We start from the raw sequence: 26,062 nt of genomic DNA on the forward strand, positions 1-26,062 counted from the left end.
ACGCCGCGCTCGAGAAATCGTACGAGGGGCGGTCCACGCCGCGGCGCCCGCGCGGGTCAGCGCGTCAGGAGGGCGATCACGTCCTGGATCCCGGCGTCGGGCAGCCGCACGCGCGCGCTGACGCGCGAGGCGCCGGAGCCGAGCACCTCGGAGGTGACCTCGAGCGGCATCGCGACCTCGCCGCGCGCGGGCAGCGCCGCGAGCCCGGCGAATTGCTCGGCGGCGTCGCCGAGCGCCTCCGCCGTGTCGCCGCTCGCCGCGAGCATCGCCCAGCCCGCCAGCGAGAAGAGCCCGCCGGCGAGCGCCCCGCGCTGCTGCGCCACCTCCGCGCCCGGGCCCGCGCCGAGCGTGCGCGCGTCGCGCCCCGGCTCCGTCGCGACACGCAGCCGATCCACGATGGCGGCGTCGTCCTCGCTGATCCCGATCCACGTCCGCTGGCCGGCGGTGGGCACGATGTAGAGGTGGGTGGTGTGCGCGGGCGGGGCGTCCTTCGTGAGCGGCCGGGAGCGCAGCTCGACGTGCAGCGTCCCCGCGGGCAACGCGGCGGGCGCGCGGACGATGGTGGGCGTGGTGCGCTCCTTGTCCTCGTCCTTCTTCGCGCCGCCCTTCGGCGCCGCGCCCGGCGCGCCCGAGCCCGGCGCGGTGTTGCCGGCCGCGCTCGCGCCCTCCCGGTGCCTGTCCAGCTCCTCGCCGGTCCGGAGGAGCTCCTTCACTCCCGAGATCCAGGTCTGGGCCGGCTCCTCGACCGCGACGAGGATCCAGCCCTGCAGCGCGCGGCGCGCGGCCTTCTGCGCGCGCGCCGCGTCCTTGCCGCCCTGCGCGTCCTTGCCGCGCTGGTAAGCCGCGAGCGCCTTCTGCGCCGCCGCGCGATCCCCGCCCGCGCCGACGACCAGGGGGCCGCCCGTGAGGACCAGGCCGCCGAGGCGCTCGAGCAGCCGATCGAGCTGCGGCCCGTCGTAGCCGTCGGCGACCATGTCGTCGCGGATCGCCCGGGAGAGCGCCTCGCGCAGCGGGGTGAGCTCCGCGCGCGACGCGCCGTGGGTGTAGAGCGCGATGGCCGCGTCGGCCGGGAGGCGGAGGAAGGCCGGCGGGGGGACGGCGTCCGCTGGCACGGCCGGCGCGAGGGCCGGCATGACGGGCGAGCTCCGGCTCGCGAAGCGCAGGCCGAGGCCGACGTCGATCGCCGCGCGGCCCCACGTGAGGTCGACGCTCACGCTCTCGAGGTCGCGGAGGAACGCCTCGCCGATCTCCTGGCCCAGCTGCGCGGCGTGGCTGTCGTCGCCGTCGTCGTCGTCGGGCTCGTCCTTCATGCCCTCGCGGATCGTCGACCCCAGGATCACGAACTGCGCGTCCGCCGCGAGCGGCTCCCGGCCCACGACCTTCACGAGGTACGGCGCGGCGGCCTCGAGATCCGCCGCGTCCTCGGCGCAGAGCAGGCGCGCGCCGCCCCTGCGCTCACCGGCCTCGAAGGCGCAGGCCGTCGGCGGCGCCTCCGCGTCGGGCTCGGCCTCGCGCGCGCGCTCCACGCGCAGCAGGCCCCGGTGCTCCTTGAGCACGAAGCGGTCGTGCAGCCGCGCCGCCTGCTTCTCGGGGACCGACAGGGAGACCACCGGGCGCGCGCCCGTGGTGCCGAACAACGCGACGTCGATGGGCTCGTTCAGCGCGACCAGGCTGGCGAGCGCCGGGCCGAGGGATCCCTCGAGCATGAGCTCGGGCCCCCTCGGGCCTGCGCTGTAGAGGAGCATGCCGAAGGGCGTGCCCGGCAGGCGCTGCATGACGTTGGCCCAGGACCGCTGCGGATCGGCGATCCGCAGCACCGAGGAGAGCCCCGCCGGCGCGGCCACGGGCTGCACGTCCGCGGGCTGCGGAGACGCAGGGGCGGGCTCGGCGCCGGCCGGGCGCGCCGCCGCGGGCACCGGCGCGGCGGGGCCGCGCTCGGGAGCGGGAGCGCCAGCACACGCGGCGAGGGAGGCGAGCGGGAGGAGGAGGGCGGCGCGCTTCATGGCGCGCCGATCGTCGCGCCCGAGCGGCCCTCGTGGCAAGCGGCCCGACGGGGCCGGGGCAAAGGGAGGCGAGTCCCTGCGCGCGCGGCGCGCCGTCCAATCAACCCGTCCACGGCTCGAGGCGCTCTGCGGCGTCGTCGAGCACGATGCCCTCGTCGTCATCCCCTGGCACTTCCGGAGGCCGTGGTAACCTGCGGCCTCGCGACGTTGGCCGGCCGGGTGAGCGCCCACCCGCTCGGGCAGAAGAAGCGAACGGCATCATGAGCAATCGGACATGGGTGTGCGTCGACTGCGGCAAGTCGTACCGCCGCCATCAAGGCACGGGCGGCGTCTCGTGTTCGATCTGCGGACGGGGCTGCGAGTACGTGCACTGGAAGATCCACATCCCCAGCCCCAAGAGGGCCAAAGCGTGGGCCGAGTTCTGGGAGAAATATCGGCGCGAGAAGCGGCTCATCGAGAGGTTCGAAGCTGACTCCAGCATCAAAGAAATCTTCCTCGAGATTATGAATGAACGGCGGCTTCGGGGTTGACCGCCTGCTCGGCGGCGCACGCGCGCCAGAACGCCCGGACGTCATGCCTCGTGCGCTCGGCCTCCAAGACGAAGATCTGCGGAAGAGCAGCCCCGCGCCTGGTACGTAGAGCAGGCGTTTCGCGGTTACCCGCGCCGCGGAGTCTTCGCGTCGAGCGGGCCGCTCACGGGCCGGGCTTGGCTTTGTCCCGCAGGTAAAGCGCCTCCACCTGCTGCCGGGCCCACGGGGTCCGTCGCAGGAATTGCAGGCTCGATTTGATGCTGGGATCGTACTTGAAGCAGCGAATGTCGATCATGCGCCCGAGCTGCTCCCAACCGTGCTGCGCGACCAGGTGCTCGAGGATCATCTGGAGCGTGACGCCGTGAAGAGGATTGTTGGGCTGGGGCTGGGTCATATCGATGCTCGGGGGGCGCTCGCCCCGGAGGGCCGGCGTGAGCCCGCGGTGTAGCACGTCGCGCGGCGGCCGCCGCACCCACGCCGCCTGCGCGCACGCCGCCCGTGGGCCCACCCTCGCCCGGGCTGGTCCTCCAGGCCGAGCCGGGCTGTGCCAGCGCCGGAGACGGTCGAGCAGGCGCCTTCCCGCATCGAGCAGGTGCTGGCGCAGGGTGTCGTCGTCGATGCCGGCGTACGCGGGATGACAGCACGCGTCGGCTGGTGACGGTGGCGCTCGGGGCCTTCTCTGTCCTGGGGTGCAGCGACGACACGCCGAGCGGCAACCGCGGCGGTGCGGCAGCGGGCGGCCACGGCGGCGGCCCCACGAACCCTTCACCGCGGGCGATGCGGCGGCGCAGGGCACCCCGTGCTGACGAAACCAGCATCCACCTTGGACCGCCAGGGTGACTCCATGGCGTCGTCGACTCGGGGCCTGGTCAGTCCTGCGGAACCTGCGTCTCCGCGGTATCGCCGCCTGCGCTGGCGCCGGAGCAGTCGGCGGCGACGGCCCGGAGCGCCGCGACGCCTCCGCGCGGAACGGCGTAGGTGATCGCGAAGGCCTCGCCCGACCAGGCGATCCGCGCGCGCGCGTCGCTGGCGTCCGGATCGGCCTCGCGCAGGTCGATGTCCTCGCCGACGGTGCGCTGGAGCCACGTCCGCCGGCGGAAGCGCCCGCGCTCGCCGTGTGGCTCGATGTACTCGGCGAAGGGCGGCCGGAGCGCGCCGCGCTCGGCGGCGCCGTCGGGGCGCAGCGCAAGGTGGTCGAGGGCGCCGCCGGCGCCGGCCACGCCGGGAGCGTCGATGGCGTCGAGGACAGCGTACTGGAGCGTATCCATGGAGCTCAGCCAGACCTGTCGCGCGACGTGGATTCTGCCGTCGGGCCCCCAGCGGGCCTGGAGGCGGGCGTCGAGGAGCCGCCCGGAGAGCGCGTCGGTGAAGTTGCCTTGTACCGAGCGCACGCCGCCGGGGCCGACGACACGCAGCGCGCCGCCCTCGTCGAGGAGCAGCAGGGTCGGCGGGCCGGAGCCCCGCACGGGGAGCGCGTAGTCGGCGGCCGGCAGTTCGCTCCTTGTCACCTCGAGAGCGCCGCTGGCCGGCGCGCGCGCGGCCCACGAACGCGCGGCCGGCGCGCGTGTGGCCGGCAGATGGATCGAGATGAAGTCCTTGCCCGTGACGAGCGCGAAGGCGCGGTCCGTCCCGGGGATCACGGCTTCGATGTCGAAGGGGCCGCCCTGGAGAGGCACCCACGCGCCGAGCGCACATCCTGCGGAGTCGGTGCGCTGGGCGACGAGGCCAACCGGCTCGAGCCTGGGGCACGGGCGCAAGCAGGGCCGGTAACAGACGTGCGGTTGCGGCGTGCCGGCCGGCCACGAGGAGCAGGTCGCGTCGACGCAGCGCGACGCGCAGGCGAGCGGGCGCACGACGAGGCGCTGGGCGAGCACGACGAAGCCGCCGGCGACGGGCACCACTTCCCGCGGCGCCGCGTCTTTCGGCAAGGCGAGCGCGACCTCGGCGCCCGCCGGCTCCGTGAAGGCCGTGAGCGGCCTCGCGCGTGCGCCTCCAGGGCCGGCCCACACCGCGAGCCCGCCGCGGTCGCCGAAGCCCACGGCGAAGACGCCACCAGGGGCCAAGGCGCCGAGATCGGATGGGCCGCGGAGCTGGCAGCGCGCCGCGCCGGCGTTGGCGGTGGTCGCCTCGGGCGCAGGGCGGTGAGGGGCGGCGGGGGGAGGATCACTCGCGGCCGCCGGAGCCGGAGCCGGGGCGAGCGTCGGGGCGGGGACGCAACGGGCCGCGGCGAGCGAGGCGAGGACGGCAGCGCAGGTGCGTCGGGAGGGCATGGCTGGGCGACACGCGGGGAGACGAAGGCCTTGGGATGCGCGAGGGAGAGCGAGACGGCGGATCGCCCCCCCTCGGGAGGCACGGGCCCAACCCGGGCCCGACCGCCAAGCCCTGGGCCCGCGGAGATCGCGACGGTCGATCCGTCGCCTCGAGCCGCCGTGGTTGCGTCGCTCGCCAGCACTCTGAGCCGCGCCGTCGCCATGGGGATGAGAAGGCGGCCCGCGTCGTCTACGAGGCGATCGGCCGGCTGCTCGGGCTGCCGGTGGCACCGGAAGCGACAACTTCCCTGACGTATGGGCGTCACCGCGAGCGTCGTGATGGCTCGGTCCTGGGTCGAAAGAGCGTGGTCCGGGCGGCGCCGAGCGCGCTACGGGGCGCATCGGCGTGCCGTGGGCACACGTGTCCGTCCGGGCGTTGGTCTGGCCCGGGAGGCGCGTCGCGAGACGCTATGCGGCGTCACCGGGCGCCTTGCGGCGCAGAACGGTGCTTTTCCAATACGTGGCCCCCGGTTGGGAGAGCGTGCTGGAACATCGGTCGGCTCGCCGAGCGCGGCGCGTCCGCCCGTACAAGCGCGGGCGTTCGGCTGGACCGGACGGTTCAGCGCCATGCGCGCCGCGGCCGACCAGGTCCCAGTTGTGCCTTGACACCGATGTGTCCTATTTCAGACTACACCGCGTCCCCGGGTGCGGACTGCGGAGGTTGATGCGATCGCCGCCATGGCGCGGCGAGATCGGTTGGCGTGGTATTGCACCATCGCGGCACTGCCAAGTCTGATCCCGGGAGTACAGTCGCTTCACAGGGAGGCCCAGCCAATGCATTACTTCCATGGCGCTCGCGCCCGGCACGTGGCCCGCGTGACAACAACTGTCGTCCTCGCGGCGGGGCTCACCGCACGGTCCGGCCTCGCCCACGGTGACCGGCGCGACGGCTACAAATTCTCGGTGGTCGCCACGCTCGGCGACGCGGCGCCGGGCGGCGGCAGCCACGAGGGCGATTTCGAGCCGCAAGACATCAACGCCTGCGGCGCCTCAATCTTTGTATCGGATCTCGGGGACGGGCTCGTCGGTGAGGGGCTGTACTTGCGACGCGGCGGCGTCAGCAAGCTGATCGCACGCTCCGGGTTGAGCGCTCCAGGTACCGATACCACGTACGCCAACATTGCTGGTGTGCTGACCCCGGTGGGCTTGAACGACGCCGGCAACGTAGCATTCGGGTTCATCCTGGATGTGCCTTCCCCCGAGCTCGGCGTCAATGCCGGCGTCTGGCGCTACAATGGCGCAAGCGGCGCCGTCACGCCGGTGCTACTGCCGGGCCAGTCCGCCCCTTCTGGCACGACCTTCCGCGGCAGCGGGTTGCACACCGACATCAACAACCGCGACGAGATCGCCACGGTGGGTATCATCGACACGCTGGACGGGAATTGCGTCGATCCGAAGGCGTCGTGTTTCGGGCTGGGCCGCGGCGTATATGTGTTCGATCGGCACGACGTCCCCACGAAGATCGCCGCGCCGGGCGACCCGGCGCCGGACGGCGCCGGCACCTTCGACGACGCGTGGGACCCGAACCTCAACGACCGCGGCGACGTGGTGTTCGGCGCCCACGTCCACGGCGAAACCTGCGTTGGTGGCGACGCGAGCACCATCGGTTGCTTCGAGAGCCTCTATCTCTATCGTGCCTCCACGGGCATCCTGACCTCTCTGGTGCACCAGGGTGATGCGACGCCGGACGGCGACACGTTCGACGCCGCATTCAACGGCCGGATCAACAACGTGGGCGATGTGAGCTTCATCGGCATCATCGGGGACAGCACGGGCGTATACTTGCGCGACCACAACCGCGGCAACGTGACCGTGGCGGCGCCAGGCGACATCCTGCCGGGCGGGACCATGACCAACTCCACCCTCTTTCAGGGCAGCCATGGCATCAACAACGCCGGCCAGGTTGCCTTCGTGGCCCAGCTTGATACCGATACCAATGGCGATTCGGTCCAGGACACCGGCGTCTACCTGTACGATGATGGTGAGATCCGCACGGTGGTGCGCACGGGGACGGTCATCCCAGGTCTGGGCACCGTAGCGCACGTCAACAATAACAACAATGTCGGCGGCGCCTACCCCTGGCCGCTCGTCCACCTGAACGAGCGCGGCCAGGTGCTGACGCAGGTCATCATGGACACCCATCTGACGTACGTGGTGATAGCGACTCGCGACTGAGCGCCGCGTCTCGGGCCATGGAGCGTCCTTTTTCAAGGAGGGCCGGATCGGGTAGAGGAAGGTTCTGTCACCTGCGACGAGCGGCGCCTCGCCCTTACCGTCGGCGCGTAGGTAAAAGAAGCCGGATCGCAGCGCGAAGAAGCGTAGCGCAGCAAACCGAAAAGGGTGGGGCCACGAGCGTCGTGATGGCTCGGTCCTGGGTCGAAAGAGCGTGGTCCGGGCGGCGCCGAGCGCGCTACGGGGCGCATCGGCGTGCCGTGGGCACACGCGTCGTCCTCCTCGACGTCGTGCTCGATCTCGAGATGCCCGTGCCGCCGGAGGTAACGGAGCATCCGCCCGACGGCGTGCTCTAGGACCTGACCGACCTCGCGCGTTCGCAGGTGACCGAGTTCGTTCCACACGAGCTCGGTGCCGTCTTCGTGATAAGCCCCGTCTAGGAAGACCACGTGCAGATGCGGATTGAGCCGCATGTCGCCGGACGTGCGTTGCACAGCGGTCACCGCGCCGCTCTTGACCGTGCCGCGCGCGCCTCGGCGCACGGCGCGCTCTTCGTAGAACCGTTCCACGCTCTCGACGAAGATGCGGGTCAGCACGCCGAACAACGCCCCGTCCTGGGCGAGCCTGCGCCGCCACGGAAACGGAAACGTCAACACCCACGGACGGTGCGCCACCTCGGGCAGGACGTCCTCGATCAGGTTCGCCGCCGTGGTCGGTAGGCCCCCGGAGGGACCCCCACCTCCCGGCGAAACGCGACGCTGAAGGCGGCCTCGTCCCGGTAGCCCACGGACGAGGCCACCTCGGCGAGCGCGCGCTCGGGATGGACTCGCAGCGTCTCCCTGGCCAGCTCCATGCGCCAGCGCAGCAGGTGCCGGAGAGGGCTCTCGCCCACCTGCTCGCGAAAGGCGTGCGCGAAGCCCGAGCGGCTCATGCCGGCCTCCCGCGCGAGAGAGGCCACCGTCCACGCGCGCTCCGGGGCCCGGTAGAGCGCGTCCAGGGCGCGTGCGATGCGCTCGTCCGCGAGGGCGGCGCGAAAGGAGCCAGGAGGCGCGGGGCGCTCGAGCTCCGCGCGAATCGCCTGCAGCAGGAGCAGCTCCGCGAAACGAGCGGCCATCACCGGCGCGCCCGGACGCCGGCCGCGCACCTCGTCCCGGATGCCGTCGAGGAGCCGGCCGAGGCCGGGCACCGGCTCACCGGCGCCGCCGTCGAGGAGCACCACCGGCGGCAGCGCGCGCAGGAGCAGCGACCGCCCGGCGCCGACAAGGCTCATCGCGGCGCAGAGCACCACCGTCGTCGCGCCGTCGCCGCCCAGCCGGCGCCGCACCGTCTGCGCGCCCGGCGCAGGAGGAGCCAGCCAGCGCTCCTCGTCGTCGACCGGGGCCCCCGGCCGGTGCCGGAGGCAGTGGGGGGCGCCGTGCGGCAGGAGCAGCAGGTCTCCCCGGCTGACATGGATCTCCCGGCCATCCAGCTCCAGCCACATCTCGCCCTCGAGGAGGTGGTGGAGCAACACGAGCTCTCGCCGGCCGACGCGGGCCCCCCACGGGGCGCCGAGCTCGATCCGGCCAAAGAGGCTGGTCTCGATGCGCACGTGGCGAAGCAGCGCGGTGAGGACGTCGGGCATTGGACGGTCACAAAGGAGAGATGGACTCTATCACATGGAGCGCCGGCGGGGCGTTCGTTAGGTTTCGAGCGCCAACACACGAGGAGACAGACATGGATATCTTCATCACCGGCGCGAGCGGCTTCATCGGCTCGGCGATCGCCCGCGCCCTCTCGACCCGCGGGCACCACGTGCGCGGGCTCGCGCGCAGCGACGTGTCGGAAGCGAAGGTGCGCGCCAGCGGAGCGGAGCCGGTCCGGGGCGATCTCTTCCGGCTGGACGTGCTCGCGCGCGAGGCGGCGGCCGGCGACGGCGTGGTGCACACCGCGGCGACGGCGGGAGAAGACCGCGTGGACACGGACGCGGCGGCCGTCACCGCGATGCTCTCGGCCATGAAGGGCGGCGTCTTCGTCGCGACGACCGGGGCGCCGCGGGCGCGATCCTCGCGGGTGCCCGTGCCGGAAGACGACACGGCGAGCCCCGGCGGACCGCTCGACTGGCTGGCGACGGTCGAGTCGCGCGTGCTCGGGGCCACGGGCGTCCGCGGCCTGGTCGTGCGGCCGCCCATCGTCTACGGCGACGGCGCAGGCCCGGTGGCGAGCCTGGTGCAGGGCGCTCGCGCGGCGGGGGTGGCGCGTTATCTCGGCGACGGCGCAAACCGCTGGTCCACCGTTCACGTGCAGGACCTGGCGGCGGCGTATGTGATGCTGCTGGAGTCGGACGCGACGGGCGTCTTCCATGCCGCCGAAGCGTCGCCCGTGCCGATGGCGGTCCTCTTCGCTGCGATCGGCGAGGCCGCCGGGGTGCCCGTGAGCTCGTGGAGCCTGGATGAAGCCCGAGCCGCCCTCGGGCCGATGGCCGGCTTTCTGGCCATGGACGCCGCCCTCGACGCGACCAGGTTGCGCGGCCTGGGCTGGTCGCCGGCGATCGGGGAGGCGCTCGGCGGGATCTGCGGCGCCCTCCGCAACCCCGCCCAGGGGTATGGGGCTCCGTGAAGCGCGCCGCAGCGCTCGGTCCGAGGTGGTCCTCGCGGAGATCCGCGTCCTGGATGCGCGCATCCGACAGCGGGGAGGCGGAGTTGCTTCCCAGCCTGCCCCGGCCTGTCAGACGCTGCTCACCGGGGGAGGACCCTGCTCACCGCGGGACCTCGAACGGCTGGCAGGTGCCGCCCAGGCAAACGTCGCTGTCCGAGCAGCAGTCCGCGTTCACCTGGCACTCCCCGCCCTGATCGTGGCAGGTCGGGTCTTCGCCGGGATCGCCGCCCGGGTCTTCGCCGGGATCGCCGCCCGGATCCGAGCCGCCCTCTCCGGCCGGCGGATCCTCGTCGTCGCACGTCGTCGGAGGACAGGGGCCCGGCGTCACGACGAGCGTGTCCGACGGGTACTTGCTCGGAGACGCGTGGACATAGCTGATCACCGCATCGCCGAAGCCCGCGTCGCCGAAGGCCGAGGCGCTGAGCCAGACGTCGTACACCACGCGATAGTCCCAGTTCGGCGTCTCGTCGTTCGGGGTATAATTCTCGTCGGTCGCCGGAGAGTCGACGATGTACGTCCCGTATCCGCAAGCGTTGAGATCGCGGTCGATCGACGTGGTCGCCGCGACGATGGCGCTCGCGTCGCCGGCGAGCATCTTGCCCTCGCCCCCGAGCACGCCGAGCGAGCCGTAGCCGGAAGGCTTCGTGTCGTCGACCGAGACGTAGTCCACGTAGAAGTCGAGAACGAGGTTCCCCGTCCCGTCCGTGATCTGGAACTGGGCCTTGTCGCTGCCCACGAGATCCTTGAACGTGTGCCCGCCGTGCCCCGGCGGCTTCGGCCCGCCGCCGGGGCCCCCGGGGCCGGGGGCAGGCGCGGGGGCCTGATCCTGGTCGCCGCCCCAGCCGATCGCCGTCTCACCGTAGCTGTTGTCGACGAACGCGGGGTTGAGCGTCAGCCGCACGTGCACGAGCTCGTCGCCCTCGGCGATCTCGACGACGCGCTCGAGGAAGGCCATCGGGGTGGTCTGGTCGCTGTTCGTGTAATAGCAGTCGACCTCGGAGGTGTCCTCCACCACCACGCCGCGGCGGGCGGCACCACACGAGTCCGGATCCAGGTCCGCGGTGATCGGAGCGCCCGCGCCCGACGTGCCGGACCCGGGGAAGCTCGGGGCGGACACGCCGCCGCTCTCCGCCGAGGGGTCGCAGTCTTCCGTGAGGCCCGAGCCGTACCCGCCGCCGGCGTCCTCCGTGGTGCAGGCCAGTCCGACGACCGTGAGGAAGCACAGCCCACCGCACACCATTCCTGTCGAAAGAATAGAACGCATCACCATCCTCCATGTTAAGGCGAGCGCGGCCGAGATCGCGTCCGGCGGCGCGCGACGTGCGCAACGCGAGGTCGATCGCCGGCGCGACGATCCGTCTCGATGAAGGGGAAGTAGCCGGAGGCGAGAAGAGCAGGCAGGAATCTTCAACGATCGACGGCGGGGGTCACGCGGCGCTCACGGCCGGGCGCCGCCGGCGCGGGACGCGGCCGCGGCCTCCTTGCGCCCGAAGCCCTGCGGATAGTCCTTGAGGTAACGCCGCGCCTCCGACGCTGCCCGGTCCTTGTCGCCGAGCATCTCGAGGGCCCGGAGCCGCTCCACCCGGGCGATCTCGGCGAGCGGCGAGCCCGGGTAGCGGCCGAGGAGGCGGTCGAGCCGCTCCAGCGCCTGCCTGGGCTGTCCCCGCCGTCGCGCTTCCATCGCGCTCTGGAGCAGCTCATTCTGCGCGGACAGCGCGGCGCGCGCCGGGGCCCCGGGCGGGTCGCGCGGGGCGCTCGACGCGCCCGCCGCTGCCTCGACGCGATCGGTCTCGCCCTGCTCGGCCGCTCGCGGCTCGGCCTCCGGCGCGGGCGCCTGCGCGTCGCCGGCCTCGCCGCCGGTGGCTCGCTCGTCCCGGCCCTGCTCGTCGCGGGACGACCCCGTCTCGCCCCGGCGCTGCTCGTCGCGGGACGACCACGTCTCGCCCCGGCCGAGGAAGCGCTCGACCTCGCCGTGGCGCACGGCGACCCGCCCTTCCACGACCGAGACGCGGGTCTCCTCCGGCTCGCCCGCCGGCCCGACCCGCCTCTCGACCGAGAAGCGCGTGCCGTGGACCGTGACGACGGTCTCGGGCGTGCGGACCGACAACGTGACGCCCGGCGCGAGCGGCGGCACCTCCACGGACACCCGGCCGCGCTCGAGGGCGACGATGTCGTCGAAGCGGCCCTGTCCGGAGCCCGTCGGCGTGAACCTCACGCGGGCCCTGGGCCCGACCTCGACCGTCGCGCCCGTGGCGAGCGACGCCCTCGCCGTTGCTTGCTCGCCGGTCCGCAGCTCGTCGTCGCTCGCGAGAGGCACCAGGGCGAGGGACGGCGGCGAGCTGGTCGCGCCGTCGGAGGCGATCTCGACCTGGCCTTGAAGGACGGTGACCTGCGCGGCCGCCGGGGCCGGGGAGCGCGCCGGGAACACGGCCGCCGCGCCGAGGGCGACCGCGGCCAGCGCCGCCGCGAGCGCGGCCGCGGCGCCGAGCAGGCGCCTCCGCCGGGCGGCGCGGGCGCGCCCCTCCGCGGCCTGGGCGGCGAGCTGGTCGATGCGGCGGGTGATCCGCTGCTGGAGCTGGTGCGCCTCGGCGCCCGACAAGGGCGGCACCGGCTGCTCGACCAGCGCCCGCAGGGGCGCCTCCACCTCAAGTGCCGCGGCGCGATCCTCCGCGGCGCGGTCAACATCGTCGTGCTTCATCGCAGCTTCTCCGGTCGAGCGGGGTCGGGACGCGCCACCGCGTCGGGCTCGAAACGCGCCTGGAGCTCCCGGCGGCCTCGCGACAGCCGGGACTGGGCCGCGGCCACGGAGGCGCCGGTCAGGGACGCGATCTCCTCGAGCGAGTAGCCCATGGCATGGAGCAGGAGCGCGGTGGCGCGGTCGCGATCCATCGCCGCAAGGTGCCGGCGCAGGGCCTCGAGGTCGCGCTGGGCGCGGAGCTCCCGCTCGGGATCGGCGCTCCTCGCGGGCGGCTCGGGCGCGACCTCAGGCCCCGGGCTCCGGTCGATGACCTTGCGCTCCCGCCGGCGGGCGCGCAGCGCGCTCAGCCCGACATGGCAGGCGATCACGGAAGCCCACCCGGCCAGGCTGCACTCGCCCGCGAAGCGACGCTTGGTGAGCGTGCTCACAATTTGCTCGAATGCGCCCTGCACGAGATCGGCGTGGTCCTGCTCCCGGCACCCCAGGATTCGGTACAGGGTCCGGTCGACCACCGGAAGAAGGTGCTCGTACAGGCGCAGGCCGATGCCCCGCTCGCCCCGGTGGAAGGCGAGCAGGATCTCCTCGTCGGTGGCTGGCGCGGGAGCGGCGGCGGGCGCAGGGCCCGTGGCCGGCGCAGGGCCTGTGGCCGGCGCGGAGGGCTCGGTGTCCGGAGCGCGGACGAGCCTGAGCCGGCGGCTCGCTGGTCGTGGCCCCACGGTTCCCATGTCCGTCTTGTAGCCGGTCGGCCCGAAAGCAGGCTGAGCCACAGATCTTTTTCGGCGGGCGAGACCTCTCGCCAGGCGAAAGGGGCCTCGTCAGGCGAGCAGGCCCCGCCGCGGTCCGCAGCTCGGCTCGATGCCGACGCCGGTCGCGGCGTGGCCGAGCGCGTTCACCACCGACGTGAGCAGCGTGTTCGAGCGCTGCGCGGTGGTGTCGTGGATGTGCTGGCCCCGCGTTCGCGTGACGCGCGCGGCGCCGCTCGACGTATGCTGTCGCAGCATGTACGTGGGGAAGAGATACACCGCGACCGTCCGCAGGGGCTTCGAGATCGCGTACCGCTGCAAGCACTGCGGATTCCAGAGCGACGCCACGGTGACCGGCGTCGGCATTGGCCAAGGCAACAGCCCCTACTTCCTGGACGCGCAGGGGGCGCGCGGGCGCGCCTCCGCGTCGGCGAGCTCGGACGCGCGGAAGAACGCCGATCTCACCCTGCGGCTCTGCCCGTGCCCCAAGTGCGGCAAGCGCGACGCGACCGGTTTCCTGGTGTCGTCCGCGTTCGTGATGGTCGGCTCGGCCGCCTTCCTGTGGGGCATGGGCTGGATGATCACCGCGCTCAAGGGTCGGGTCGAGGGCGTCTTTGTCTGGACCTTCGGCCTGGCGGGCCTGCTCATGCCCATTTTCATCTTCTACACGGCCATCCGGTGGAAGTGGACGACCGCGGCGGAGCGCGTGATCTTCCACGCCATCTCGGGGCCGCCGCGGGACGACGAGGACGAGGACGAGGACGAGGACGAGGACGAGGACGAGGACGAGGACGAGGACGAGGACGAGGACGAGGACGCGGACGAGACAGCGGCGGCGCCGCGCCGGCGCGGACGGCGCCAGAAAGACCGGTCGATGGCGGGCGGTCGCCGGAAACAGTAGCGATTCGATAGCTTCGGCCTGTTTCACCGGCGAGGGCGGCTCCGGTGTGGCCCAACGGGGCGCCCTCCGCCGCCGCGTCGCCTGACGGACCCGCGGCATCACCAGTCCCACCGCACAGCCACGCTGCACGCGCTGGTTGATATAGAAAACACTATGCGATCCGGTCCTCCTGGAAAAACGACGCTAGTTCAATCATTTATCTATGCATCCAAGGGGCCACCTGAACGAAGCAGCCTGCGGGAGCGCTGCCGGCCCCGGAGGAGCTCTCGCGCGCCTTCCAGTCGGCCGCCGCTGCAACGTGAGGCGCGCTCGGGTCCGCCAGGGCGCGCCGGTCCTCAGTGCGCAGTCGGGTCGTTGACGCGTCCCGCGAAGAGGAGCGCCCCCGTCGTCACGTCGCGGACGAAGAAGAAGAACGGGCGGTCCAGGACGATCGCCTCACGTCATCGCACCTCGAATGTGCCATGTGAAGCTCATGAATCAGACCAAGCTGTGCCACACTGAGTCGCAGCGGCAAGGACTCCGACTCCCTCCGAGGAGCTCCATGGCCACGCGCCAGGGGAGGTCAGATCCACAGGGCGTGTCGGCGAGCTGCTCGCCGACGCCGGGGAGATAGGTGCTCTGCAGCCCGATGCGCTCCACACAAGCCGAATTCCGATCCGGCTCCCTCGGAAAAGGTCCTCATGGCCGACCAGCGCGAGTGGAACAAGGCGGGCGATGCGACGTCGATAGGCTTTGTTGAGGCCTGGTCAGATGGGCCAGGTGACGCCCCGCGCTCGGCACGAGCTCGCGGCGATCCGCGCGTCAGGGCGAGGCGCCCTCCTGACAGCGGCCCTCGGTGCACTCGAGCGGGCCGGGATCACCGCACCTCGATCTGCTCCTCGCGAGGCTGCCGGGCCACCGGACGGCCACGCGGTGCCATGACCGGCCACGTCACGCCACGAGCGCGACCGTCGAGACAGGAACACCAGGGCGAGCGCCGCTGCCGGCAGCAGCGATGCCGCGCCGAGCCCGCCGGTGCAGCTGCAGCCTCGGAGCTCAACCTCCCGCAGAGGCCGAGTTCTCAGGAAACTCTCAGGATCTTCTGGCATCCTCGGGGGGCCATGCGCGTGCTGCTGGTGGAAGACGAGGAGCGGCTGGCGGAGGCCATCGCGAGCGGCCTCGCGGCCGAGGCGGCCACGATCGCCGCCGCGGTCGATCACCATGACCAGCGGTTCGGCATCGGGCTCGACTCCTCCGAGAAGGCGGCGCTCGTCGCGTTCCTCTCGGCGCTCTGAGACCCCGCGCCACCACGTGATGCCTTCTCCCCCGGGCGCTCAGCTCGCGCGGATCACGTCCTCCGCTGCGCGGCGGAGCCCGGGCACGCCCGCTCGCTCCGCATGACCCAGCCGGAACGCCATCGTGGGCTGCCAGTCGCCGAGGCGCAGCGCATCGGCGAACGAGCGCTCCATGGCCGGCGCTCGCCCGAGCTGGCGCTCGCGGTCGATGACCTCCGGCACCTGGCTCAGCGGCTGCATGGCGATCCCGCGCGCGGTCGCCCAGAGCTGCATTCGTTGCCACAGGCGCCCCGCGCGGAGCGTCGCGTCGAGGTCGTAGCGATCGCGGGCGGCGATGACGCCGGTGATGGGGTCGCCCGCGAGGTGGACATCGCGCGTGACGCGGAGCCAGTCGTCGTGCATCCGCTCCGGCGACGGCCTGGGCAGCAGCTTGACGGCGGTCGTGAGCAGCGGGCCGAGCCCCATCACGTCGAAGGTCAGCCCGTCCCGGTGGGCCCGCACGGCCTCGGGCGTGAGCCGGAACCACGCGTCGCTGTCCTCGATCATCGACGCGTCGCGCGCGATGATCTCGGTGGCTCGCAGCGTGTGGGCCGCGAAGATCTCCCGCTGATCCGGGCGCTCGAGCCAGACGATTTCGAGCGACGCTCGATCCTCGTTCAGGCTCGACAGCTCCCGGAGCGCCGCGGCGGGCACGCGCTGCGCGCCGTAAAGGCCGCGGTTCGTGTGCCGCTCCGCGATGGCCCGCGCGAGCGGCGACGCCGCCCCACCTGGCTCGAGCCGGACGGTGGCCACCCGGGTCGGCGGCGCCGCCGCGCTCCCGGCGACACGGGCAGGCTGGGCCTCGAAGAGCGGCAGTCGTCCGGCGCCGAGCTCCACACGAGCCGCCCAGCCCATCGAGCCCGCCGCGAGCGCCAGGTTCTCGATCGCGCAGCCGAGCCCGATGTGCATCTCGCGCCCGAACGGGTCCATGTCGCCGAGCGATCGAGACGGATCCGAGAGCACGTCGATCCGGTCCTCGTGGAGCTCGAAGAGCCACGGCTGCGTGTTGTGCGGGCTCGCGGCGAGCACCGCTGCGCGCACGAGCTCGATCAGCCCTCCGCCGCGCTCCCCGCGGAACGCGGCCCACGGCGCGAACGGCGCTCCCCGCCGGTCATCGAACACGCCCCGGCCGGCCGCGTACCAGCCCATGCCGCCGGCGACGGCGAGCGTCGCGACGCCTCCAAGGAGGCGCCGCCGGGAGATCCTGGGTTCCATGTCCGTGATTCGCTTCATGATCCGCTCCATCCCTCCGGAAGACGTCGCGCCGAGCTCCAGGAGCGACGGCCACGCGCACAGGGTGAGGCGGTGCGGATGATTAGGAAAGTGAATGCTCCGAATAGATGGTATTAGAGTCGCTGATGCCCAGCGACCTCCCCGACGACCTGAGTCTCCTGCTCGCGCTCGACGTGCTGCTGCGCGAGCGGCACGTGACGCGCGCGGCGAAGCGGCTGGGCATCACGCAGTCGGCCGCGAGCCAGCGGCTCGCGCGCCTCCGCGAGTTCTTCGGCGATGTGCTGCTCGCTCCGGGGCGGCCGCTGCTCGCGCTGACCCCTCGCGCGCAGGCGCTGGCCGACCCGCTGGCGCAGGCGCTGGCGAGCTTGCGGGCGGCGATCCAGGCCGGCGCTCCGTTCGATCCCTCGACGTCCGAGCGCCGGTTCGTGCTGCTCGGCAACGACCTGCTCGAGGCGGCCGCCTTGCCGCGGCTCATGGCGATCCTGGCGCGCGAAGCCCCGCGCGCCGCGGTGCGGGTGGACCGGGTCGACGCGGATTTCGTGAAGCGGCTCGAGCGGGGCACCGCCGAGTTGGCGTTCGTCCCCGAGTTCCTCGTGCCGCCGTCGTTGCGGCAGCTCCGCTTGCCGGACGAGCCCTTCGTCACCTTGATGCGCGAGGGCCACCCCGCCGCGTCGCGGCGGCTCACGCTGGAGCGCTACCTGGAGCTCGGACACGTGCTGATCGCGCCGCACGGCATGCCAGGCAGCCTGGTCGATCGCGCGCTCGAGGTGGTCGGGCGGCGCCGCCGGGTCGTCGCGCAGGTCCAGCATTTCGTGACGGTGCCTTTCCTCGTCGCGGCTTCCGATCTCGTGGTGACGTGCCCCGCGGCGGTCGCGGCGCTCGCGGCGCCCTTTGGCCTCCGCGCGGCCCGGCCCCCGGTCGAGCTCGGGCTGGATCGCGCTTCTGCCGTATGGCACGAGCGCGTGCACGACGATCCCGGCCATCGCTGGCTGCGCGCTCAGCTCGTCGAGGTCATCGGCGCGCCTCCCGCCTCCCGGCAGGCGTCGCGTCGCCGCCGCCTCGAGTGACGCCGCGGCTCGGCTCAACGTGGGTCGGGTCGCGCATCCGGCGCCGGCGACCTTGAGCTGCGACCCAGCGGAGCATGCTGCCCCCGGCGTGTCGCACTCCGACGCGCCGGAGACGACGGCTGCCGCGCGCCGCCCCTCACCTGTCGCAGCGCGCGCCACGGCGAGCCCCGGCGCGGCGCGGCTTCCGCAGGTGCCGTGGCGAGGTGCGCCCTGGTACGCGCACTGCAATGAGGGCCGGCAGAGGTCGGCGCTGTCGCGGTGAGGTGCGGCGCGCAGATCCCGAGATGCAGTGGCTGGCTCGGCCGCGCGGCGGGGCCTCGAGCGCTCGTGGAGCGCGGTCGACGGAGAATGACCATGAACGAGAATACCCTTCGAAACGATCTTCCCTCTGCCTCCTCGTCGCTTCACCCCGCGTCGCCGACCCCGGCGAGCGCGTCGGCGCGCGCGCCGGGCCGCGCGCGGAGAACCTCGCGGCGCGCGCCGGGGATCCTCACCCGCGCGCTCCTGGCCGGCGCCTCCGTGCTGGTGCTCGGCCAGGCCGCCTGCGTCGCGCCGCCGAGCACCGAGGAGCCAGAGGGTGACGTCGGGGGAGGCTCTGCTGGCGAGGGCGGGGCGCGCGCCGGCGAGCCCTCGACCGACAGCGCATCTGCCGATTCCGACTCACCCGCTCTCGATGCGCCCGCGGCGCACCTCGACGAGCTCGAGCACCCGCCGCTCACGCGCTCGCCGGCCGCTCCGGTTGACGGCGAGGAGCTTGGCCGCGGCGCTGCGCCGGCGTGCGGGGAGGCGCCATGCGCGGCCAAGATCGTGCCCGGAGCCGCCGAGGCGGACGGCCGCTCCGCCATCGCCAGCTCGGGCAGGAAGGGGCGCGGCAGCAACACGCAAAACATGCTGCCGAACAACACCCTCTTGGCGGACATCGACGCTGACGGGGTGAGCGACTTCCTCCAGTTTACCAGCAACAAGCTCTTCGTGAGCAAGACCGATTTCGAGAAGACCGGCGTCCTTCACCTGTATACCCGCCGCCCGATCACGCGCGTGCTGACGGGCGACTTTCACGGCGATCGTTACGATCAGACCTGCTTGATCCTCGATGACGGCTCGCTCGAGTGCTACGGCATCAGCACCGATCGCCGCGAGCTCTGGTGGTGGTTCACGCAGGGGAGCTTCGTCGGCAGCAATGAAGACGCCATCGTGGGCGACTTCGACGGGGACCGCCGCGACGACATCCTGGTCTATAACAGGAGCGGCGGCGCGTACCGGATGTACTCGGTCAAGGGCGACCACTTCTTCGCGTCCACGCCGCTCTTCCATCAGGGCAACCTGTCGGGGATCGCGACATCGGGCGTGACCTTGCGCGCCGGCGACTTCAACGGCGATGGCCGAGATGACATCATGGCCGTGAACGGATGGGGCCAGGTCCTCTATTACGCGTCGGTGTTCGACGGCACGAACCACACCTTCTGGTGGGCGTTCACCACCCGGTCCGGCCTCGTGTCCGCCGACGATCAGGTCCAGGCTGCGCGCATCGACGACAACGCCGCCGACGACGTCGTGCTGCGAAACCGCGTGACGGGGGCGACCCGGTTCTTCCGGATGGAGTACCAGGCGGGCGACCTGCCAGCGCTCCCCGGGGTGGCCCTCGGGCAGATCGACACCGCCGGCGGCTCGCAGCTGTTCTTCGGCTCCCTTCGCGGCGATCTCGCCGAGCCCGGCGGCCATTACCGCGAGGACGCCATCGTCTATCAGCCGAGCTGGAACGGTGTGATCCGCAGCGATGCGCGCTGGGACGGCAGCGGCCTTACGTACTGGTGGGTCTACACGCAGTACGCGCCCGGCAACCACGCCGGCTGGGCGCCGTTCACCGCCAAGCCGTGGCTCGTCCTGAAGTGCAAGTTCCGCGACATCGCGACGGAGCCGCAGGCGCACCCGTTCTTCCGCAACCTGTTCACGGGCGACAGCGCGTTCGGCACGGTGAACTACTTCCGCGACCAGTCGTATGGCTCGTGGGACCTGACAGGCACCCAGATCCCGAGCTCCTGGTACACGATGTCCGTCACCCTGGACCAGTCCCGGTCGCTGAGCCGCTGGGACCGCATCCAGCGCTGCGTCGACGCCTACGGCGGCTCGACCTCCGGGTACGTGAGCGTCGTCGCGCTCATCAACGGCGCGGTCGACTCGGGCGCCGCCGGCAATCGCGTCCTCCTGGATCCCGGCGCGTGGAACGTCACGTTCGCTGCTCACGAGATGGCCCACGGCTTCGGCTGGGGCCACTCGTTCGACGACACGACCCGGCGCGCCGCCTCGTGGTCCGGGCCCGGCGAGTACTGGGATCACTGGGACATCATGAGCGCGATGAACGTGTACACGTTCAACAACCTCGCGGGCTTCCAGGCCGGACCGGAGATGAACGCGCCGCTCCGGGCTCAGAAGAGCTTCCTCCCGGCGCACCGCACGCTGCAGCTCAACCCCGGCAGCGCGCGGCAGACGGCGACGCTCAAGCTCGCCGCGCTCACCCGGCCGGAGGCCGACGGGCCGCTCATGGTGCGCGTGGGCGCCAACAACAACGATCATTACGTCATCGAGTACCGGATGCGGAGCGGCTGGGATCAGGGCATCCCGCGCGACACCGTGCTCCTCCATCGGGTCGTGAACGGCTGCCTTACCTCATCACGGCCGGCGGCACCGAGCGCCTGCCCGGCACGACCTACACGGTCCCTGGGGGCCTGACCCTCACCGTGAACAGCTTCGCCGCGCAGGGATACACGGCCAGCATCACGGTCCAGTACTGACCGAGCTGCCCTGGCGTGTGGTCTCCGGTTATCCTGGGCGACCGATGGGTGTGTGTCGTTCACTGCCGCTCGTTCTGCTCCTCGCCGCGTCCGGGTGCCGCGACTGCGCGCCGGATCCCTCGGCCGCGCTCCAGCCGGCGCCCGAGGCGCTCGCCGGCGCCGCGGCTCCGGCCGCTGCGTCGAGCGACGCGGCCGTCGCCCCGATCGCCTCGGGCGGCGCCGCGGCGCTCGCCCCCGCGCCCAGCGGCTCGGCCGCCGCGCTGCCCGGGTCACCTCGCGTCGAGGCGGCGCCGGTGGATCGCGAGGCGTACCTCGGCGCGCTCGGCCAGGGCCGCGCCGCCGCGCGAAAGGGCCGGTACGCCGAGGCGATCGCCGCCTTCGACCGCGCGCTCGCCGCGATGCCGCACGAGCCGCGCGCCCTCGCGGAGCGCGGCCACGCCCGGATGCGCCTCGGCGCGGACCTCGACGCGGCCGCCGCCGACCTGCAGCGCGCCGAGCAGCTCGGGCCCGACGACAAGCTCGCCGCCCAGATCTGGTACAACCTCGGCCTGGTCGACGAGCTGCGCGGCCAGGCCGAGCTGGCCCGCGCCGCCTTTGCCCGGTCGTTCCTCCTGTCGCCCACGGCCGCGGCCAGGGCCAAGGCGGGCCCCGGCATGCCGTGCGGCGTGCTCGTCGAGCGCCGCGAGGCCCCGTCCCGAGACGACTTCCTCGCGCCGAGGCTCGTCGTCGCGCGGGGCTGGCTCGACGCCTACGAGCAGCTCTACCGGGGCAACGACCCGAAGGTGGAGGAGAAGGAGCCCGCGACGGAGGCCGAGGCGCAGCGCTCGCTCTGCGAGCGCTACGGCGCGGATCGCTGCACGGGCCCTTCGCCGTGGCTGCTGACGCGGTACGTGAACAGCATCCAGGGCGAGATCGAGGATCACGTCCTGTCGCGGCCGGACGGCTCGCTGCTCATTTTCCATGCGGGCATGGTGTTGCGGACGACGGCCCTCACGACGATGAACCAGATCGTGTGTATCCCCGAGGAGCGGCTCGAGGTGCGGTTCGAGCCCGACGTGGTGCACGTGACGGTCGAGGCGGAGCTCCGCGCCTGGAAGAGCGCGGACGAAGCGGCGGCCGACGCGTGTGACCCCGGGCGGCTCGAGACCGAGGATCTCCTCTACGACGCGAAGACGGGCCGGGAGCTCGTGCGGCTGAGCCGCGCGGGGGGCCGGGACGCGGCCAGGGTGAAGCTCGCCGGGCGCACGGTGGAGGTCGCGGCGGGGACCTGCACGACGACCGCGCCGCTCGAAGGCTTCGAGACTTTCGCGTCGGAGTGATGAGCCTCCGCTCGCCGCGCGCGCCCACCGCGGCCCGCCGCGCCGCTCAACGCTCCAGCGCCGCGCGCGGCGCCAGCACGGGGCGCGGCGTCCGCAGCATGACCACGGCGGCGACCACGCAGTAGACGACCGCGGAGCCGTGGACCATCAGCGCGTAGGGGATGCTGCAACGACCGCTCGTGCTCGTCACCAGGCAGTCGACGAGCGGCATCACGCTGGAGGCGAGGGTGACGACGCCGAGCGCCGTGCGCATCCGCAGCGCGAGCAGACCCACGAACATGAGGCCGATCCCGAGATCGCGGCCCGCCTTGATGTGGAGAAAGACGGCGTCTCCGACGTCGAGGAGCGGGAGGCCGAAGCCCTGAGCCGCCGCCACCGGCTGGGCGAAGCCCTGCACCGCGAGGTACAGCATGAACGCTGCGCCCAGCGCGCCGAGGATGAACGACGGCGAGGTGGGCTTCCAGGACGACGATTGCTCCAAAGGTTCACGCTTCACGATCCGCCTCCTCCGATACGGCACCACCACCCTTGCGGTGCGCGAGCCGTTCGATGCGAGAGAAGTTGGCGATCGTCGCCGCCGCGCGCCATCGCTCCGGCTCTCGATGTTTTGTCTGAAGCGCTCACGGCGCGATCGTTCGGGAGAAGGCTGCTACCGTGGCGCTGCCATGAACGAGGGCGCGGCGCACGATGTGCTGGGAAGGGTGCTGGAGCTGACGCACCTGCGCGGCCGGGTCTACTGCCACACGTCGGCGCGGGCGCCGTGGGGGCTCTGCGTCGACGCGTCCGCGGACGCGGGCTTCCACCTGGTCACGGCCGGCACGTGCTGGCTCTTCCTCGGCGAGCAGCGGGTCGCGCTCGGGCCGGGCGACGTGGTGCTCCTGCCGCGCGGCAGCGCGCACGCGCTCGCCGATCACGCGCGGAGCCGGCGGATACCGCTCGCGGCGTGGCTCGCGGCGCGCGGGACCGTCGACCACCACATGCGCCTCGGCGACGGCCAGGGCGCGGAGACGCAGGTGCTCTGCGGGGTGTACACGTTCGACGTCCCCGGCGCACGCCACCCGGCGCTGCGCGTGCTGCCCGAGCTGGTCCACATCCCGGCGAAGAAGACGCGCGGAAGGCCCGAGCTCGCCGAGACCATCGCCGGCCTGACGCGCGAGCACGATCGCGCGGATCTCGGCCGATCCCTGGTGGTGTCGCGGCTCCTCGACGTGCTCTTCGTGCAGCTCCTCCGCGCCTGGGTCGACGATCAGCCCGCCGGCGGCGCCGGCTGGCTGGGCGCGCTGCGCGACTCGCTCGTCGCCGCTGCGCTCTCGCGCCTCCACGAGGACCTCGCCGCGCCCTGGGACGTCGCGACGCTGGCGGCGAAGGTCGGGACCTCGCGGCCCACGCTGGCGCGCCGCTTCGTGGCCGAGGTGGGTCTCTCCCCGCTCGTGTACCTGACCCAGGCACGCATGCACGAGGCCGCGAGGCTGGTGCGCGAGACCGATCGACCGCTCACCGAGATCGCCGAGGCGGTGGGCTACACCTCGGTGTCCGCCTTCAACCGCGCCTTCCACCGCGAGCACGGGGTGCCGCCCGGCGCGTTCCGCAAGCAGGGCGCCGCGCATGACCGGCGTGAGGCCGGCGACGCCACGCCGGCTGCGGCCTCCCTCATCGAGTGAAGGGCGGGAGCACGCTCGACGCGTGCTCCCGCGGCTCTCCTGCTCCCTCACTGCACGGCGTCGCGGGCCCCCGGCGCCAGCGTCGAGCCTCCTGGCCGCAGGGAGCGTGACGTAGGTCGGCTCGGCCTACCGCGTCCTCGAGAAAGACGCGTTCCACGTAGGCGCGACGTCCGCGATGATCTCCCTGAACCGCGGCGGGATGTCGGAGGCATCCGTCATCTGCTGGATCGTGAGCACCTCGGCGGCGCCGAGCCCGACGGGGCATCGCAGCGCCCACGCGATCGCCTCTTCCTTCGAGCTCACCTCGATCAGGTAGAAGCCGCCGACCAGCTCCTTCGTCTCGACGAAGGGCCCATCGAGCACGACGCGCTTGCCCCCGGAGATCCCGACGCGCGCGCGGGCCCCACCGGGGTTGAGGCCCTCGGACGCGATCAGCACGCCGGCCTTCATCAGCTCCTCGTTGTATTTCATGTAGGCGGCGAAGAGCTCCTCGCCCGGTGCCCCCTCCGCCTCGGCGTTCGCGTCGTTGACCCCCGGCGCTGCTGTCTCGCTGGTCCCCGGTGCTGCGGTGATGATGAAGCGCATCGTCGTGTCCCCTTCTCTCGTCGTGCGGGCGCCCGGCCGGTCCCGACCGGCTGGGCCCTTGCCCTACCGTCACGACGAACGAGGGGACACGCGATCGACACGCCGGGCGATCTTTTTTCCTCGCCGCCAAGTATCGGGAATCAAAAGATTTCATGCCGTGCAGCGCCAGGTCCGCCGCAGCGACCGCGACGCGGCGGTCCACGCGCCACCGCCGTGAGACCGGGGCGCCCCGGCTGGAGGATCTCTGCCCGTGCCAGGATGTAGGTGAATGTCGCCGAGCGCGCAACGAGGACGAGCTCCGCCTCCTGCGCGCTCCTGTCTCCTGGGAGCGCACGATGGGCTCCTCGTCGAGCGAGACCGGGGGGCCATCGTCGGCTGTCCCTCGGGTTCCGATCCGCGTAGGATTCGACAGCCGTGATCGGCGCTGGCTGCCTGGTGCGGCCCTGCGCCAGATTGTTTACCGTACGGGAGGAATGCTCATGAAACGCTGGCTCGGACCGCTATCGATATGCTTCGGCCTCTGCGCGTCGGGTTGCGCGGCGGAACCGGCGTGGGAGCCCGGGATCTACGAGAAGGAGAGCCACGGGGAGCTCGCCGAGCTCGGCACGAGCGCCGACGTGTGTGGCACGACCCTCCTCCTCGACGAGGATTTCTCGAACAACGAGGCGGGCTGGACTCTCGGCACGGGATGGGAGATCGGCCCGACCAAGGTGTCGACCTGCCAGCACCCGAGCACCCCCTCCGACCCCGCGTCCGATCACACGCCCACCGACGACAACGGCGTTGCGGGCGTGTACCTCGGCGGCTGCCCGCCCATCGCGGCCTCCACGTTCCCCTATTATTATCTGACCAGCCCGACCCTCAACACCGACGTCGACGGAGCGGTCACCCTGTCGTTCTGGCGATGGCTGAACACGCTCAGCCGCAACCCTGTCGAGATCGAGGTCTTCGACGGGACCAGCTGGGTGGTGATCTACCAGTCAACGCCGGGCGCCGGGAGCCGCGTCCTCGATTCCAGCTGGACGAACGTCACGTACGACCTCACGCCTTACCGGAATCCGAACCTGCAGATCCGGTTCGGCTGGCGGGTCTTCGTTCACTTCGGCGGCGGGTACTCGTCCGGCTGGAATATCGACGACGTGCAGATCACCACGGACGCCTGCCTCTGATAGAGGGTCGACGGCCTCGCGGTCCTCAGGCCGCGCCGGCGACCCTCCGCCCCACCGGCAAGAGGCGCCGCGGCCACGCCGCCTTCAGGGTCCGCGGCGACCGGACCCCCGGCGCACGCTCGGCATCGTCGCGCTGCACGTCAGGGTGACCCTGCGCGACACCGAGATCGAGACGTCCGACGGCGGCCCGGGCAAGCCGCCCTGCGGACCGGTCCGCGCGCCGTCGCGCGCGCCCCGGGGCGCGGCCGTCACGCGTGCCCAGGTGTAAGGTGGACCGGGGGCACCCGCGTTCGATCTCGGAGCTCGCGCGATGTTCGCAGGGGAGATCGAGAAATGCTCGCACGATGGACGCGATTCGTGGTCACGGCGGCGCTGCTCACCGGATGCGGTGCCGTGGGCTGTGGAGGGCAGGGCGCAGCGCCGGTGAGCGGGCTCGACGCCCTGCCGGAGCGGTACAGGTACGAGGGCGAAGTTGCCATCGAGCCCGTCGCGCTCGAGGAGCTGCTGGAACGGTTCGTCCGGCTCGGCTGCCAGCGGCTGCCGGCGAACCCGACGTCGATGGGGGAGCCGGCGCCGTCGCAGCCGACTGATCCCTCGCTTCACTGCGCCGTCGCGCTCCGGGAGGAGTCCCGTCCCCCGCGGAGGCGCCTCATGATCTACCCGGAAGGGACCGCCTGCTTCGGGCCGTGCTCGTTCCACATCGAAGGACACAAGCTCTACGCCTTCAAGGACTTCGAGGGCTCGCGCGACGACGAGGGGTTCAAGAGGATGGTCCGGGCGGATGTGCGCAAGCTCGGCAACCTCGTGAAGATCGTCGAGGGCACCTGGAGCATCCAGGCGCGCGATGCGCGGGGTGTCCTGTACTGATGCGTCCTGCATCCATGACGAGCGATCCACCGCCCGTGCGCCAGGGGCTGGCGGGGACGGCGCTCA

Annotated in this window: 24 protein-coding genes; 11 read left to right on the plus strand and 13 right to left on the minus strand. The window is 72.4% G+C overall.

Annotated features, from left to right (window positions below; genetic code table 11):
* Positions 1 to 56: 56 nt before the first annotated feature.
* Positions 57 to 2,003 carry a hypothetical protein gene (locus WMF43_RS08560; RefSeq protein ID WP_437678971.1) on the minus strand — a complete coding sequence of 649 codons (1,947 nt, stop codon included), beginning with the start codon at positions 2,001 to 2,003 and terminating at the stop codon, positions 57 to 59.
* Between the two features lie 260 nt (positions 2,004 to 2,263).
* On the opposite strand from WMF43_RS08560, the gene WMF43_RS08565 reads away from it, so the two are divergent.
* Positions 2,264 to 2,533 carry a hypothetical protein gene (locus WMF43_RS08565; RefSeq protein WP_437678973.1) on the plus strand — a complete coding sequence of 90 codons (270 nt, stop codon included), beginning with the start codon at positions 2,264 to 2,266 and terminating at the stop codon, positions 2,531 to 2,533.
* A gap of 163 nt (positions 2,534 to 2,696) precedes the next feature.
* On the opposite strand, the gene WMF43_RS08570 is transcribed toward WMF43_RS08565, so the two are convergent.
* Entirely contained in the window at positions 2,697 to 2,927 is a 231-nt protein-coding gene (locus WMF43_RS08570; protein ID WP_104986955.1) for a VF530 family DNA-binding protein, read from the minus strand.
* 475 nt (positions 2,928 to 3,402) lie between these two features.
* A complete protein-coding gene (locus WMF43_RS08575) occupies positions 3,403 to 4,803 on the minus strand; it encodes a hypothetical protein (RefSeq protein WP_437678975.1) in 1,401 nt (466 codons plus the stop codon).
* Positions 4,804 to 5,616: 813 nt separating this feature from the next.
* Here WMF43_RS08575 and WMF43_RS08580 point away from each other — a divergent pair.
* Positions 5,617 to 7,017 (plus strand): DUF7453 family protein, encoded by a 1,401-nt coding sequence (locus WMF43_RS08580; RefSeq protein ID WP_437678976.1) that lies wholly within the window; start codon positions 5,617 to 5,619, stop codon positions 7,015 to 7,017.
* A gap of 32 nt (positions 7,018 to 7,049) precedes the next feature.
* Here the strand turns inward: WMF43_RS08580 and WMF43_RS08585 are convergent, their stop codons facing one another.
* Both WMF43_RS08585 and WMF43_RS08590 read right to left on the minus strand, forming a co-directional pair.
* The gene (locus WMF43_RS08585) at positions 7,050 to 7,688 is read right to left on the minus strand and encodes a transposase (protein ID WP_437678979.1); all 639 of its coding nucleotides are present in this window, start codon (positions 7,686 to 7,688) and stop codon (positions 7,050 to 7,052) included.
* Between the two features lie 20 nt (positions 7,689 to 7,708).
* On the minus strand, positions 7,709 to 8,635 hold the full coding sequence (locus WMF43_RS08590; RefSeq protein ID WP_437678981.1) for an AraC family transcriptional regulator: 927 nt from the start codon (positions 8,633 to 8,635) through the stop codon (positions 7,709 to 7,711).
* Between the two features lie 92 nt (positions 8,636 to 8,727).
* On the opposite strand from WMF43_RS08590, the gene WMF43_RS08595 reads away from it, so the two are divergent.
* Positions 8,728 to 9,609, plus strand: a complete 882-nt coding sequence (locus tag WMF43_RS08595) for an NAD-dependent epimerase/dehydratase family protein (RefSeq protein ID WP_437678983.1) — start codon at positions 8,728 to 8,730, stop codon at positions 9,607 to 9,609.
* Between the two features lie 139 nt (positions 9,610 to 9,748).
* Here WMF43_RS08595 and WMF43_RS08600 read toward each other — a convergent pair whose 3' ends face one another.
* The 4 genes from WMF43_RS08600 to WMF43_RS08615 all read right to left on the minus strand — a co-directional run bounded on the left by WMF43_RS08600 (position 9,749) and on the right by WMF43_RS08615 (position 13,347).
* A complete protein-coding gene (locus tag WMF43_RS08600) occupies positions 9,749 to 10,912 on the minus strand; it encodes a hypothetical protein (protein ID WP_437678985.1) in 1,164 nt (387 codons plus the stop codon).
* Between the two features lie 174 nt (positions 10,913 to 11,086).
* On the minus strand, positions 11,087 to 12,346 hold the full coding sequence (locus WMF43_RS08605; protein ID WP_437678987.1) for a FecR domain-containing protein: 1,260 nt from the start codon (positions 12,344 to 12,346) through the stop codon (positions 11,087 to 11,089).
* A complete protein-coding gene (locus WMF43_RS08610) occupies positions 12,343 to 13,113 on the minus strand; it encodes an RNA polymerase sigma factor (protein ID WP_437678989.1) in 771 nt (256 codons plus the stop codon). Before WMF43_RS08610 ends, WMF43_RS08605 begins: the two co-directional genes overlap by 4 nt.
* Before the next feature lie 48 nt (positions 13,114 to 13,161).
* Entirely contained in the window at positions 13,162 to 13,347 is a 186-nt protein-coding gene (locus WMF43_RS08615; protein ID WP_437678991.1) for a hypothetical protein, read from the minus strand.
* A 4-nt stretch (positions 13,348 to 13,351) separates the two neighbouring features.
* On the opposite strand from WMF43_RS08615, the gene WMF43_RS08620 reads away from it, so the two are divergent.
* Positions 13,352 to 13,990, plus strand: a complete 639-nt coding sequence (locus WMF43_RS08620) for a hypothetical protein (RefSeq protein WP_437678992.1) — start codon at positions 13,352 to 13,354, stop codon at positions 13,988 to 13,990.
* 335 nt (positions 13,991 to 14,325) lie between these two features.
* Here the strand turns inward: WMF43_RS08620 and WMF43_RS08625 are convergent, their stop codons facing one another.
* On the minus strand, positions 14,326 to 14,421 hold the full coding sequence (locus tag WMF43_RS08625; RefSeq protein WP_437683974.1) for a serpin family protein: 96 nt from the start codon (positions 14,419 to 14,421) through the stop codon (positions 14,326 to 14,328).
* Positions 14,422 to 15,090: 669 nt separating this feature from the next.
* On the opposite strand from WMF43_RS08625, the gene WMF43_RS08630 reads away from it, so the two are divergent.
* On the plus strand, positions 15,091 to 15,264 hold the full coding sequence (locus WMF43_RS08630) for a hypothetical protein (protein WP_437678994.1): 174 nt from the start codon (positions 15,091 to 15,093) through the stop codon (positions 15,262 to 15,264).
* A gap of 39 nt (positions 15,265 to 15,303) precedes the next feature.
* Here the strand turns inward: WMF43_RS08630 and WMF43_RS08635 are convergent, their stop codons facing one another.
* Positions 15,304 to 16,536, minus strand: a complete 1,233-nt coding sequence (locus tag WMF43_RS08635; RefSeq protein ID WP_437678996.1) for an Acg family FMN-binding oxidoreductase — start codon at positions 16,534 to 16,536, stop codon at positions 15,304 to 15,306.
* 107 nt (positions 16,537 to 16,643) lie between these two features.
* On the opposite strand from WMF43_RS08635, the gene WMF43_RS08640 reads away from it, so the two are divergent.
* From WMF43_RS08640 to WMF43_RS08650, 3 genes are all read left to right on the plus strand, one after another.
* Positions 16,644 to 17,603 carry a LysR family transcriptional regulator gene (locus tag WMF43_RS08640; RefSeq protein WP_437678998.1) on the plus strand — a complete coding sequence of 320 codons (960 nt, stop codon included), beginning with the start codon at positions 16,644 to 16,646 and terminating at the stop codon, positions 17,601 to 17,603.
* Between the two features lie 354 nt (positions 17,604 to 17,957).
* A complete protein-coding gene (locus WMF43_RS08645; protein ID WP_437679000.1) occupies positions 17,958 to 20,333 on the plus strand; it encodes an FG-GAP-like repeat-containing protein in 2,376 nt (791 codons plus the stop codon).
* Between the two features lie 112 nt (positions 20,334 to 20,445).
* Positions 20,446 to 21,714 (plus strand): tetratricopeptide repeat protein, encoded by a 1,269-nt coding sequence (locus WMF43_RS08650; protein WP_437679002.1) that lies wholly within the window; start codon positions 20,446 to 20,448, stop codon positions 21,712 to 21,714.
* Positions 21,715 to 21,760: 46 nt separating this feature from the next.
* On the opposite strand, the gene WMF43_RS08655 is transcribed toward WMF43_RS08650, so the two are convergent.
* Positions 21,761 to 22,210, minus strand: a complete 450-nt coding sequence (locus tag WMF43_RS08655; RefSeq protein ID WP_437679004.1) for a DUF4267 domain-containing protein — start codon at positions 22,208 to 22,210, stop codon at positions 21,761 to 21,763.
* 169 nt (positions 22,211 to 22,379) lie between these two features.
* Between WMF43_RS08655 and WMF43_RS08660 the strand changes: the two genes are divergently transcribed.
* Positions 22,380 to 23,375 carry a cupin domain-containing protein gene (locus WMF43_RS08660; RefSeq protein ID WP_437679005.1) on the plus strand — a complete coding sequence of 332 codons (996 nt, stop codon included), beginning with the start codon at positions 22,380 to 22,382 and terminating at the stop codon, positions 23,373 to 23,375.
* 126 nt (positions 23,376 to 23,501) lie between these two features.
* Here the strand turns inward: WMF43_RS08660 and WMF43_RS08665 are convergent, their stop codons facing one another.
* Positions 23,502 to 23,960 carry a YciI family protein gene (locus tag WMF43_RS08665; protein WP_437679006.1) on the minus strand — a complete coding sequence of 153 codons (459 nt, stop codon included), beginning with the start codon at positions 23,958 to 23,960 and terminating at the stop codon, positions 23,502 to 23,504.
* 479 nt (positions 23,961 to 24,439) lie between these two features.
* Here WMF43_RS08665 and WMF43_RS08670 point away from each other — a divergent pair, with 479 nt between their 5' ends.
* Together WMF43_RS08670 and WMF43_RS08675 are read left to right on the plus strand one after the other, a co-directional pair.
* Positions 24,440 to 25,129: a hypothetical protein gene (locus tag WMF43_RS08670; protein WP_437679007.1), complete on the plus strand. Its 690-nt coding sequence runs from the start codon at positions 24,440 to 24,442 to the stop codon at positions 25,127 to 25,129.
* A gap of 333 nt (positions 25,130 to 25,462) precedes the next feature.
* The gene (locus WMF43_RS08675) at positions 25,463 to 25,996 is read left to right on the plus strand and encodes a hypothetical protein (protein WP_437679008.1); all 534 of its coding nucleotides are present in this window, start codon (positions 25,463 to 25,465) and stop codon (positions 25,994 to 25,996) included.
* Positions 25,997 to 26,062: the final 66 nt, after the last annotated feature.

The sequence above is a fragment of the Sorangium sp. So ce131 genome (assembly GCF_051519095.1).
In the GTDB taxonomy this organism is placed as follows: Bacteria; Myxococcota_A; Polyangia; order Polyangiales; family Polyangiaceae; genus Sorangium.